This window comes from Micromonospora sp. NPDC047793 (assembly GCF_040642635.1).
GTDB lineage: Bacteria > Actinomycetota > Actinomycetes > Mycobacteriales > Micromonosporaceae > Micromonospora.
On sequence record NZ_JBEYSG010000008.1, the window covers coordinates 85,524 to 98,112 of the forward strand.

The following is a 12,589-nucleotide window of genomic DNA, read 5'->3' on the forward strand; positions in this document are numbered from 1 at the left end:
TGGTCGCGGTTCACTGAGCTGTCCCGCTGGACAGATGAGGACGGCCCACCGCTGCGTGGTACGTCCGGTTGAGACGGTCGATCATCACGTCGATCTCCCTGTCCCGGCTGGTGCCCCAGTCGAGGCCGAGTCCCCGGGCCAGCCGGGTGGCTCGGGGAGTCTCGGTGCCGACCAGAGCGTCGTGGACCACCTCGGCCAGTGGCTCGGCCTCCGCGGCGGTGCGGGGACGCAGCACGGCGAGGCAGCGCGCCACCTCGTCGTCGCCGACCGCGTCGGCAGCCCGGTCGAGGAACTCGTCGTAGCTGATCTCCGGCAGTGGTCGGTCCTCGACGCGTAGCCGGGCCAACAGGTCGGCCACGGCCACGGAGGCGGGTGCCACCACGTTCAGCACACCCTCGGCGGGCGTGCGGCGGTGCGGGTCGGCGAGCGCGGCCACCATCCGGGCGACCACGTCGACCGGCGTCCAGTCCACCCGCAGCCGGGTCGACGGGCGTACGCCGAGCCGCAGGCAGAGCCGCAGGATCATGGTCACCGTCGAGCGCGGGTTGGCGTGGCCGGTACGGGAGTGTGCCGCCACCTCGCCGAGCCGGACGACGGCGGCGGGTACGCCCTGCGCGGCGGCACCCCGGACGAGTTGCTCGGCGACCCACTTGGACTGGCTGTAGCCGTCGACCGGCGGTGCCGACGTGAGCGCGAGGAACGCCTCGGCCAACGGCGTTCCGGGTGTGCTCCGGACCGTGGTGGTGGAGAGCGTGACCAGGCGTTTGCGGACCTGCGTGCCGGCGAGGTCGACGAGCGTCCGCAGCCCGTGCACGTTGGTGTCGCGCAGGTCGAGGTAGTCGCGGAGGGTGTCCACCCGGCCCGCCGCGTCCACGATCGTGCCGACCTCCCGGCTCAGCCGCCGCCAGTCGTCACCGGAGAGACCGAGCTGCGGTCGGGCCAGGTCACCGGCGAGCGCCGTCCACCGGTGCGCCGCTGCCGACCCGCCACCGGTCGCGGCCAGCACGTCGGCCACCCGACGCGAGGCGGACCCGTCGTCGGCGGCCCTCACCAGGCAGACCACCGGCCGGTCGCCATGGGCCAGCAGCGCCGCGAGCACCTGTGCGCCGACGAAACCGGTCGCCCCGAGCAGGAGGACCGTGCCAGGGTCCTCGGCCGGTCGTGGCGGTGCGGTGCCCAGGTCACCGAGCCTCGCGTCCCGGGCCAACTCGGGTGCCACGGTGGTGGACGTCGGCAGGGACCGGCCGCCGCGGACCAGGTCCGCCTGGGCCGGGATGGTGGAGGCCCGGACCAGGTCGCGGGCGGCGAGCCACACCCCGAACGTCCGTTCCAGGTCGACCGCGAGTCGGGCGGCGCCGAGCGAGGTCCCGCCGAGGCAGTAGAAGTCCTCGTCGTACGCGCCGAAGCCGAGCACCCGCGACCAGATCTGGGCGATCCGCGCCTCCACGCTCCCCGGCGGGTACGCCGGACCGGGCCCGTCGGTGCCCGGCTGAACGTCGGTGAGGTGCCCCCGCAGACGCTGCTGGTCCACCTTGCCGTTGGCGAGCAGCGGCAGGCTGTCGAGGCGGACGAAGCGGCCCGGCACCAGCTCACCGGGGAGACCGGCGCGGGCGTACTCGCGCAGCGTCTCCTCGCCCACCTCGCCGTCGGCCGAGTAGAAGCAGACCAGCGCCGGGGTGGCACCGGTCTCGTCCACGAGCACCGTCACCTGACGCAGGCCGGGTGCCGTGACGAGGGTGCACTCGATCTCGCCGAGGTCGACGCGTACCCCGGCGATCTGGACCTGGGCGTCGCGTCGGCCGGTGAACATCAGCAGGCCGTCGTCGCGCACCCAGCCGAAGTCGCCGGTGCGGTAGAGCAGGTCACCGGGAACGCCGGCGTACCGGTTCGGCACGAAGACCTGGCGGGTGCGGTCGGTGTCGCCGTGGTAGCCCGCGCCGAGACACACGCCTGCGAGGTGGATCTGGCCGACCTCGCCGCGCGGTGTGGGCGCGCCGTGTTCGTCCAGGAGCAGCACGGACGTGTTGGGCAGCGGCAGGCCGAGCGGGATGACCTGGCGGTCGTCGTCGCCGACGGCGTGGAAGACCGAGCCGATCGAGGCTTCGGTGGGCCCGTAGGTGTTGGTCACCCGCACGTCCGGGAACATCCGCCGGAACGCCTGCACGGCCGGTGGTTTGGCGGCCTCGCCACCGATGAAGACCTGCCGCATCGACGCCAGCAGGTGCCGGTCCTGCGGCCGGCTCCGCAGGCGCTCGACGAGCAGGTCGAAGATGCTCGGCACGAAGTCGGTCATGGTGACCCGGTGCCGGTGGATCTGCGTCAAGGTGGCGTCGAAATCGAGGATGCCGGTGCGGTCCGGGATGACGACGGTGGCGCCACGGGTCAGCGGCCACAGCAGTTGCCAGATCGACGAGTCGAAGGTGTGCGCGGAGTTCTGGAGCACCACCGCGCCGTCGGCGGCGAACCGCTCGGTCATCGACAGGAAGCGGTTCACCAGGCCCCGGTGCAGGTTGACCGCGCACTTGGGCAGTCCGGTGGAGCCGCTGGTGAAGAACGCGTAGATCGGGTCGTCGGGTCGGGGCCGGGCCGCGACGACGGGTGCGGCGACCGCGTCCGGGCCGGCCCGGACGCCGATCACCGGCCGATCGGTGGCGGGCGGTGGCGTGCCGACGACCGCCCGGGGGGCGAGGTCGTGCAGCATCCGCTGCTGCCGCTGGGCCGGCCAGGCCCGGTCGAACGGCACGAAGGCGGCACCCGACCGCATGGTGCCGAGCATCGCGACGAGTTGCTCGACGCGATCGTCGAGCAGCAGGGCGACGAAGTCTCCCCGCCGTGCGCCGTGCGCGAGCAGGTCGGCGGCGACCACGTCGGCCAGCCGGTCGACGTCCCGGTAGGTCAGCGCGCCGGTGGGATGGACGACCGCGACGGCGTCCGGGTGACGCCGTACGGCGTCGTCGACGAGGTCGACCACGGTCCGGTGGAGCGGACGTGGCCGGGTGGGTCCTGTGAGGAGAGCGCCGACCTCAGCGGGATCGCGGTGGACGCGCTCCATTCCGAGAATCGTCAATGCGCAGCTGAGGATGCCATCGAGGGCACCTCCCCCGAGGTGTGCTTCCGCGCGACCGGCGGTGCCGGCCGACGGCGCGAGTGGTAGGTCTACATTGACCCGGGTCGGACCCTAACGGCGGTCTCGCGCGCCTGTCAACGCATTGACGGGTGTGCGTCTTGGCAGGTGCCGGAAGGGCAGGTGAGCGGCTTCGGGGAAATTGTCCGATGGCGATGACATGTGCCTTCCGTCCGGTGCGTCCCGGGGGACGGAAAACCGATCGCCGGACGTCTGTCAGCGGACATCTGGATCAGGTACCGTGCGCTCTCATCGGCCGTGGCTTCCGGCCAACGGGGACGAAGCGAAGGGACACCGCGTGACTGTGCAGAGCCCGGTCCGGAAGGTTTGCCTGGTAGTGGCGGTGGCCGCTCTCGTCGTGACAGCGGGATGCGCCAAGGAGGACAAGAGCGAGGTCCAGGCCAGCGGCGTCAAGCTCATCGAAAAGGGCAAGCTGACCGTGTGCACGCACCTGCCCTATCCGCCGTTCCAGTCGAAGGACGCCGCCGGTGAGGTGATCGGCTTCGACGTCGACATGATCGACCTGGTCGCCCAGGAACTCGGCGTCGAACAACGGATCGTCGACACGCCCTTCGAGGGGATCAAGTCCGGCCAGGACCTGAACACCGGAAAGTGCGACGTCGCCGCCGCCGGAATGACGATCACCGAGGAACGGCAGAAGGTGATGGACTTCTCCGCGCCCTATTTCGACGCGACCCAGGCGATGCTGGTCAAGACCGGTAAGCCGTACAAGTCACTGGACGACCTGCGGGGCAAGAAGGTCGCCGTCCAGGCCGCCACCACCGGTCGCGACTACGCGCGGGGCCTCGCGACGGAGAAGGGTCTCGAACTCGTCGAGTTCGAGGACCTGGCCGCCGAGCAGCAGGCCCTCGCCAACGGGCAGGTGGAGGCGGCCATCAACGACCTGCCGGTCTGGACCGAGTACATCAAGGAGAACCCCGGCGGGTTCGAGGTGGCGGCCGAGTTCGACACCGGTGAGCAGTACGGCTTCTCGGTCCGCAAGGACGACAACCCTGAGCTGCTCAAGACCATCAACGAGGTGCTCGACCGGGCCAAGCAGGACGGCACCTACGAGCGGGTCTACGAGAAGTGGATCGGCCCACGACCGTGAAACTGCGTCGTCGTCAGCGCGAGCGACTGTCCCTCTGGCTTCAATACCTGGCCTTCGTGGCGGTCGCCGCGCTGGTGATCGGCAGCGCGGACTGGAGCAGGCTCGCCGACGCCTTCTTCCGGGTCGACATCATCAGGTCGATGTTCCCGACGATCATCACGGTCGCGTTGCGCAACACGATTCTCTACACCCTGGGCGCTTTCGCCTTCGGTCTCGTGTTCGGCACGCTGCTGGCGTTGATGCGGTTGTCCCGGGTGGCGCCGTACCGGTGGGTCGCGACGGCCTACATCGAGTTGTTCCGGGGGCTTCCCGCACTGCTGGTGCTCTTTCTGGTCGGGTACGGCATCCCTATCGCCTTCCCCGAGCGGGAGATCCCGGGCGGGGTCTTCGGCTCGATCGCCATCGGTCTCGGACTGACGGCGGCGGCGTACATGGCCGAGACCATTCGCGCCGGTATCCAGGCGGTTCCGAAGGGGCAGATGGAGGCGGCCCGTACGCTCGGCATGTCGCACTTCACCGCGATGCGCGCCATCGTCATCCCGCAGGCGTTCCGTATCGTCATCCCACCGTTGACGAACGAACTCATCCTGCTCACCAAGGATTCGTCGCTCGCCTACGTGCTCGGCGTGACCGCGCAGACCATCGAGATCACGAAATTCGGCCGGGATGCGCTCAACGATCGGGTGAACGCCACACCGTTGCTGGTTGCCGGCTTCACCTATCTGATCATCACGTTGCCGTTGTCCCAGCTCGTACGGCGTCTCGAACTCCGTTACGCGAAAGCCCGGTGATCCGGATGTCGAATGATCGGGTCCGCCCCGCCGTACGAATCAGTGATCTGCACAAGTCGTTCGGGTCGCTGGAGGTGCTTCGGGGCATCGACGTCGAGGTCGGTCACGGTGAGGTCGTCTGTGTCATCGGGCCGTCCGGTTCCGGGAAGTCCACGTTGCTCCGCTGCGTGAATCTGCTGGAGGAACCGACCTCGGGCCGGATCTGGGTCGGCGACGTCGAGATGACCGACCCGGACGTCGAGATCGACAGGGTCCGTCGGGGCATCGGCATGGTGTTCCAGTCGTTCAACCTCTTCCCGCACCTGACCGTGCTGGACAACCTCACCATCGCCCAGCGTCGGGTGCTGCGGCGCGGTCGCGCGGAGGCCGAGCGGATCGCGCGGGGCAACCTCGCGCGGGTCGGTCTGACCGACAAGGCCGACGCGTTTCCGGCGCAGCTCTCCGGTGGACAGCAGCAGCGGGCGGCGATCGCCCGGTCGTTGTCCATGGATCCGGAGCTGATGCTCTTCGACGAGCCGACCTCGGCCCTCGACCCGGAGCTGGTCGGTGACGTGCTCACCGTGATGCGGAAGCTGGCCGAGGACGGTATGACGATGATGGTGGTGACCCACGAGATGGCGTTCGCCCGGGAGGTCGCCGACCGGGTGGTGTTCATGGACGGCGGGGTGGTCGTCGAGCAGGGGCCGCCGCAGGCGGTGCTCGGTGCTCCCCGGCACGAACGGACCCGGGCCTTCCTCGCCCGGGTGCTGGACCCGACCCACGTGGCGGAACTGGACCGGCCCGACCGGGCGCCGGAGCCGCCTTCGGCTGGTGACGACGGTCGGTGACGCTTCACCGCGTGCCGGCGGCCGGCGGGTCGCCGGTGCCGCCCCCGATGCGTTAGCCTAACGATCGTTCAGGCTGGTTGACCCGTGCCGGGGTGCCGGTGTCGGGATGGCGGCGAGGGGGCGGCGTGACGCTCGACGGTGAGGCTCTGGAACAGCTACGCAAGCGGGTACGCGCCGGTGGCGCGGAGAAGTACCACGCGGCGAACGCGGCCAAGGGCAAGATGTTCGCCCGGGAACGGGTCGCACTGCTGGTGGACGAGGGGTCGTTCGTCGAGGACGGGCTCTACGCGAACGCGCTCGCCGATGGCCTGCCGGCCGACGGGGTGGTCACCGGCACCGCCACCATCGACGGCCGCCAGGTCTGCCTGATGGCCAACGACTCGACGGTCAAGGCCGGCAGTTGGGGCGCGCGGACCGTCGAGAAGATCATCCGGACCATCGAGCGGGCGTACGACACCGGCGTGCCGATGGTCTACCTGGTCGACTCGGCCGGCGCCCGGATCACCGACCAGGTCGACCTCTTCCCGGGCCGGCGTGGCGCGGGCAAGATCTTCTGGAACCAGGTACGCGCCTCCGGCTCGATCCCGCAGGTCTGCGCGCTGTTCGGGCCGAGTGCGGCGGGCGGTGCCTACATCCCGGCGTTCTGTGACGTGGTGGCGATGGTGGACGGCAACGCCAGCATGTATCTCGGCTCCGACCGGATGGTCGAGATGGTCACCGGCGAGAAGACCACGCTGGAGGCGATGGGCGGGGCCAAGGTGCACTGTGCCGAGTCCGGCGTGGGGCACTTCCTCTGCAAGTCCGAGGCCGAGGCGCTCGACGTGGTCAAGCGCTACCTGTCCTACCTGCCGGCGAACTGGACGCAGCGTCCGCCGGCCGCCGAGGCCGCCGAGGCGCCCGCGAAGGCGGACCTGGCCGCGCTGGTGCCGGCGAGCGAACGCCAGGCGTTCGACATGCGGCGGTACGTCAAGGGCCTGCTCGACGACGGCTCCTTCTTCGAGATCCAGGCGCTCTGGGCCAGGGAGCTGACCATCGGCTTCGGCCGGCTGAACGGCGAGGTCGTCGGCGTGGTCGGCAACAACTCGATGTTCAAGGGCGGCGTGCTCTTCGTCGACTCGGCCGACAAGGCGACCCGCTTCGTGCAGCTCTGCGACGCGTTCAACGTGCCGCTGCTGTTCCTGAGCGACGTACCCGGCTTCATGGTCGGCAGCGCGGTGGAGAAGCAGGGCATCATCCGGCACGGCGCAAAGATGATCACCGCGATCTCCGAGGCGACCGTACCCAAGATCTGTGTGGTGGTCCGCAAGGCGTACGGTGCCGGGCTCTACGCCATGGCCGGGCCGGGTTTCGAGCCGGACGCCACCATCGCCCTGCCCACCGCGAAGATCGCGGTGATGGGGGCCGAGGCCGCGGTGAACGCCGTCTACGCCAACAAGATCGCCGCGATCGAGGACGAGGCCGAGCGGGCCGCCTTCGTCGCCGCGAAGCGCGAGGAGTACGAGCGGGACATCGACGTCGTGCGACTCGCCAGCGAACTGGTGGTCGACGCCATCGTGGAGCCGCACCATCTCCGCGCCGAACTGGTCCGCCGGTTCACCGCCGCCCGGTCCAAGGACCGGCACTTCTCCCGCCGACGGCACGGCGTCACCCCCGTCTGAACCGTCGCACCGGCACCAGCCAGCACCGGCACCGCCCCGGCGTCACGAGCGCCCGACGGGCACGTCCACATAGGAGGAACCCGATGGACTTCCGGCTCACCGAGGAACACGAGGCGCTGCGCGAGAGCGTGCGGGAATTCGCCCGGGAGGTGGTCGCGCCGGTCATCGCCGAGCACTACGAGCAGCACACCTTCCCGTACGAGGTGGTCCGGCAGATGGGCAAGATGGGCCTGTTCGGCCTGCCCTTCTCCGAGGAGTACGGCGGCATGGGCGGCGACTACTTCGCGCTCTGTCTGGCCCTGGAGGAACTCGCCCGGGTCGACTCCAGTGTGGCGATCACCCTGGAGGCGGCGGTCTCCCTGGGCGCGATGCCGATCTACCGGTTCGGCACCGCCGAGCAGAAGGCGCGGTGGCTGCCGAAGCTGCTCAGCGGTGAGGCGCTGGCCGGCTTCGGGCTCACCGAGCCGGGCTTCGGCTCGGACGCCGGTGGCACCGAGACCCGGGCGGTGCGGGACGAGGCGACCGGCGAGTGGGTGATCAACGGCTCGAAGGCGTTCATCACGAACTCCGGCACCGACATCACCGCGCTGGTCACCGTCACCGCCGTCACCGGCACCCGACCGGACGGCGCGAAGGAGCTCTCCACCATCATCGTCCCGAGCGGGACGCCGGGCTTCACCGTCGCGCCGGGCTACTCGAAGGTGGGGTGGAACGCCTCGGACACCCACGAGCTGACCTTCGACGACTGCCGGGTGCCGGCGGAGAACCTGCTCGGTGAGCGCGGCCGGGGCTTCGCCCAGTTCCTGCGGATCCTGGACGAGGGCCGGATCGCGATCGCGGCGCTGGCCGTCGGGCTCGCGCAGGGCTGCGTCGACGAGTCGGTGAAGTACGCCGCCGAGCGGCACGCCTTCGGTCAGCCGATCGGCAACTACCAGGCGATCCAGTTCAAGATCGCCGACATGGAACTGCGGGCGTACACCGCCCGTCTGGCGTACTACGACGCGGCGGCCCGGATGCTGGCGGGTGAGCCGTTCAAGCGGCAGGCCGCGATCGCCAAGCTGCACGCCAGCACCGTCGCGGTGGACAACGCCCGGGAGGCGACCCAGATCCACGGCGGCTACGGCTTCATGAACGAGTACCCGGTGGCCCGCTTCTGGCGGGACTCCAAGATCCTGGAGATCGGCGAGGGCACCTCCGAGGTGCAACGCATGATCATCGCTCGCGACCTGGGCATGTGAGCGCCCGGTCAGCCTGACGTCAGGAGACGTCGCAGGTGCGCCTGGTCGGCGCCGGCGATCACGGCACGGGCGTCGACCCGCTCGCCCGCCGGCCCGATCAGGACGCCTCGGACCGCCGGATGCGCCAACCGCCAGCCACGGCGCAGCAGGTTCTCCTCGACCAGCCAGACCGTCGCGGCGGGCGGTTCGTCCCACTCGCAGTCGCCCGGATCGTCCGACAGTTCGCTCACCGGCACATGCATGGCGGCGGCCAGCACCTCCCGGGGGCGGGTCCGGATCACCTCGATGGCCTCGACGTCGTCGACGGGCGGTCGGCCCAGCACCGCGGCCACGTCGGCCCGGACCGAGCCGGCTTCCTGGGCGGCCCGCCGCAGCCACCAGCGCGGCGGGGAGTCGGCGAACGTGTACCACCGGATGTAGCGCGGGTAGGGGATGTTCAACAGCCGTCGGACCAACCGGCGGCGTTCCCGCCCGGACAGCGGGGCGACCGGCACGGGGCGGGCGGTCGGCACCACCGGCGGTGGTGTCCTGCCGAGGGCCCGTAGCGCGTCGGCGAGCCGGGGATGCAGGGTGGCGAGCACCTGCGCCTCGTCCTCGCCCCACTCGACGTCGAGCGTCCCGTGTCGCAGCAGGTGCCGCCACCCGTCGGACACGTCGCTGATCCCCACCTCGACCGGCCGCCACCACCGGTGTTCGGGCAGCGCCGTGCCGTCGAGGAAGTCGGCGTACCCCTCCGCGACGGCGTCCGCCAGCGCGAACGCCCGTGCCGCCGCATCGGCGCCGGCCGCGAGCACCGCCGCCTCGTCGGCGTCGTGCTGCACCTCGGCGGCGAAGCCGGCCAGCGTACGTCGGAACTCGGTGACCCGACGCAGGTCCCGGCCCTGCTCGTACGTCTCGGCGCGCACCGCCTCGGTCCAGAGGTGGAGCAGGCCGACGACCAGAGCGCAGTGGCGGTGGCGGAGCAGGGCGAGCCGGTGGCCGACGAGCGCCCGCAGTTCGGTCGCGCTGAGGCAGTCCAGTAACGGCAGACCGATCAGCAGGTGTCGACGCCGGTGTGCGACGGCCAGGTCCACTGTCGGCGTGCCGGTGAGCAGCACCCGGTCGGGCATGGCGGTACCCAGCCGACCGGCGGTCTCCGCCACCGTGTCGAAGAGTTCCGGTCGGGTTCGCCGGGTCACCGGTACGCCACTGAGATGGCCCGGGTGAGGCTGACGACCGAGTAGGCCGGCGTGCCGGGTCAGCATCCAGCGGGCCTGCCGGATGTCGAGGTCGCCCGGCAACCGATTGCTGGACATGGGCCGCATTGTGACCGCTGCCGGTGAACTCGATCAATGGCTGATCGTCCAGTGCTGTCGTCCGGTCGGCCGCTGTCGGGTTTCTTCGCGGTGGGGTCGGGTGGCCGACGATCCCGTGTCCCGTGTCGGGTGTGGCCCGTAGTGTCCGTGGCCATGCCTCCGGGTCATGATCGTCGGGTCGGGCCGGTCACGCACGCCGGTCTCCCGGAACTGTTGCGGTCACACCGCCTGACCGCCGGCCTCACCCAGGCCGAGCTGGCGGTGCGCGCGGGCGTCGGTATCCGGACGGTGCGGGACCTGGAACGGGGACGGTCCGTACGCCCGCAACGCACCACCGTCGAACTGCTCGCCGGAGCCCTCGACCTCACCGGTGACGCCCGCGCCGCGTTCCTGACCGCGGCCCGGGGGACGGGCGCCGCGGGCGCGTCACCCCATCCGGGTCCGGCGCTGGGCCTGCCGCCCGCGCCGGACCTGATCGGCCGGGAACAGGACGTGGCCGAGTTGACCGCGATGTTGACCGATCCGCGTGGCCCCCGGGTGGTGAGCCTGGTCGGGCTGGCCGGGGTCGGCAAGACGGCGCTGGCGTTGGCGGTGGTGCACGCCGTCGCACCGGCCCATCCGGGTGGTGTCGCCGGGGTGCTGATCGGCGCCGGGTCGGACGTCACCGACGTGCTGGCCGCCTCGGTGACGGTGTTCGGCGCCGCCCGGATCACCGAACTGGCCGCCCGGCTCGGTGACCGGCGGGCCGTACTGCTGGTGGACGCGGCGGAACGCGCGCCGGGCCCGGTGGCGGCCACCCTGCACCGGCTCGTCGGCGGAGTGCCGTCGCTGCGGGTACTCGTCACCGGCCGGCATCCGGTCGGGCTGCCGGGGGAGCGGGTCCGTCCCGTGTCGCCGCTGGACGTACCGCCGCCGGGCGGCACCGACCCCGCGACGCTGGCCACCTCTCCGGCGGTCGTGTTGTTCACCGCGCGGCTGGCCCAGGTGCGCCCGGAGCCACCGTCCGACGCCGAGCTGCCGGCGCTGGCGTCGCTGGTCCGGCGGTTGGGCGGCCTGCCGCTGGCCATCGAGCTGATGGCCGCGCGCGGGCGACTGCTCGATCTCACCGAACTGCTCGACCGGTACGGCGACCGGGTGCTGGACCTGGACACCTCGGGCGCGGCACGCGGTGGGTGGGAGGCGGGGCCGAGCCGGGGTGACGACGCGCGGACGGCCGTGGCGGAGACGCTCCGCGACGCGGTGGCCACCAGCTACCGGTTGCTCGCCGACGAGGAGCGGGCCGCGTTGCGCCGGCTGGCCGCGTTCGGCAACCGCTGGTCGGTCGAGATGGCCGAGGAGATGCTCGCCGGTACGGGCACCACCGCCGATCCGGTGCCGATGCTGAACCGCTTCCTCGACCTGGGGCTGCTGAGCGTACGCGGCACCGGGCCGTTCCGGTTCCGACTGGTCGACGCGGTGCGGGACTATGCGGTGGAGCAGGCGTCCGGTGCCGGTGAGTCGACCACGATCCGACGCCGGCACGCCCGGGTGGTGACCCGGTTGGTGGAGCGCACCGTCCCGGCGCTGAGTGGTGCCGGTGCGACCGTCGCGGCACACCGGTTGGACGAGGTGACGGGCGACGTCAGCTCGGCACTGGCGTACGCGGCGGTGGACGACCCGCTGACTGCACTGCGCCTGGCGGCGGCGCTGTCCCGCTGGTGGCGGCTGCGGGGACGGGACGTCCTGGGGCGGCAGTGGTTGCTGCGGTTGCTCGCCGATCCGCGTACCGCCGATGCCGATCCGGCGTTGCGGGCGTGGGCGTCGCTCGGCGTCGCGATGCTCGCCGGTGAGCACGGCGCGGCGGGCGAGGAGTTGCCGACGGCGCGGGCCGCGCTGGCGGCCTTCCGGCGTCTCGGTGACGTGCCGGGTGAGTTGGAGGCGCGGAACGTGCTGGGTGCGCTGCTGTCCGCGACGGGCCGGCCGGGACAGGCCCGGGAGCAGGCGGAAGCGGTGCTGGCGGTGGCGACCGAGGCCGGTCTGCTCCGGCAGATGGCGATCGCGCAGCACCACCTGGCCTGGCACGAGATGCGGGTGGCCGACCTCGCTGCCGCCCGACGTCGTCTGGCCACCGTGGACCGTCTCGGTGGGCAGTGCGGTGAGCAGCGGTTGCGGGTGCTGGTGCGGGGCACGGTCGCGGAGGTGCTCCGCCTGGAGGGCCGGTACGTCGACGCGGTCGACGAGGCGCGGCGGGTCCTCGTGGCCCTGGCCGACCTGGGGGTGCCCCGGCACCGTCGGCGGGTGCTGGGCACGCTGGGTCTGGCGCTCGCCCAGGACGGTCGTTCGGCCGAGGCCGCCGAGGTGCTCGCCGAACTGCGGCCGTTGGACGGGACCGGCGCGCTGATCGAGGGACACCTGGCCCGGCATCGGGGGGATCGGGAGGTCGCGGTCGAGTGGTTCACCGCCGCGGCCGAGATGAACGGGGAGGACCGGGACCGGCGTCGGGTGGTGGAGGCGCTGGTCGGCCTCGCCGCGAGCACGGCGGACCCGGAGGTACTCGATCGACTGG

General features: G+C 71.6%; 7 protein-coding genes and 1 pseudogene. 6 read left to right on the top strand and 2 right to left on the bottom strand.

The window, feature by feature from the left end:
- Positions 1 to 10: 10 nt before the first annotated feature.
- Positions 11 to 3,052: an amino acid adenylation domain-containing protein gene (locus tag ABZ738_RS17770; protein WP_357214428.1), complete on the bottom strand. Its 3,042-nt coding sequence runs from the start codon at positions 3,050 to 3,052 to the stop codon at positions 11 to 13.
- A gap of 370 nt (positions 3,053 to 3,422) precedes the next feature.
- On the opposite strand from ABZ738_RS17770, the gene ABZ738_RS17775 reads away from it, so the two are divergent.
- The 5 genes from ABZ738_RS17775 to ABZ738_RS17795 all read left to right on the top strand — a co-directional run bounded on the left by ABZ738_RS17775 (position 3,423) and on the right by ABZ738_RS17795 (position 8,749).
- Entirely contained in the window at positions 3,423 to 4,235 is an 813-nt protein-coding gene (locus ABZ738_RS17775) for a basic amino acid ABC transporter substrate-binding protein (RefSeq protein ID WP_176092209.1), read from the top strand.
- The gene (locus tag ABZ738_RS17780) at positions 4,232 to 5,026 is read left to right on the top strand and encodes an amino acid ABC transporter permease (protein ID WP_131051402.1); all 795 of its coding nucleotides are present in this window, start codon (positions 4,232 to 4,234) and stop codon (positions 5,024 to 5,026) included. Before ABZ738_RS17775 ends, ABZ738_RS17780 begins: the two co-directional genes overlap by 4 nt.
- A gap of 5 nt (positions 5,027 to 5,031) precedes the next feature.
- Complete coding sequence (locus ABZ738_RS17785; RefSeq protein WP_131051401.1) at positions 5,032 to 5,853, top strand: amino acid ABC transporter ATP-binding protein; 822 nt, start codon at positions 5,032 to 5,034, stop codon at positions 5,851 to 5,853.
- Positions 5,854 to 5,978: 125 nt separating this feature from the next.
- Positions 5,979 to 7,511: an acyl-CoA carboxylase subunit beta gene (locus ABZ738_RS17790; protein WP_357214432.1), complete on the top strand. Its 1,533-nt coding sequence runs from the start codon at positions 5,979 to 5,981 to the stop codon at positions 7,509 to 7,511.
- 83 nt (positions 7,512 to 7,594) lie between these two features.
- Positions 7,595 to 8,749, top strand: a complete 1,155-nt coding sequence (locus ABZ738_RS17795) for an acyl-CoA dehydrogenase family protein (RefSeq protein ID WP_131051399.1) — start codon at positions 7,595 to 7,597, stop codon at positions 8,747 to 8,749.
- A gap of 8 nt (positions 8,750 to 8,757) precedes the next feature.
- Here the strand turns inward: ABZ738_RS17795 and ABZ738_RS17800 are convergent, their stop codons facing one another.
- Positions 8,758 to 10,044 (bottom strand): hypothetical protein, encoded by a 1,287-nt coding sequence (locus ABZ738_RS17800; protein ID WP_131051398.1) that lies wholly within the window; start codon positions 10,042 to 10,044, stop codon positions 8,758 to 8,760.
- A gap of 153 nt (positions 10,045 to 10,197) precedes the next feature.
- Between ABZ738_RS17800 and ABZ738_RS17805 the strand changes: the two are divergent.
- Positions 10,198 to 12,588 (top strand): annotated as a pseudogene (locus ABZ738_RS17805) (helix-turn-helix domain-containing protein); the annotation flags it as partial.
- Position 12,589: the final 1 nt, after the last annotated feature.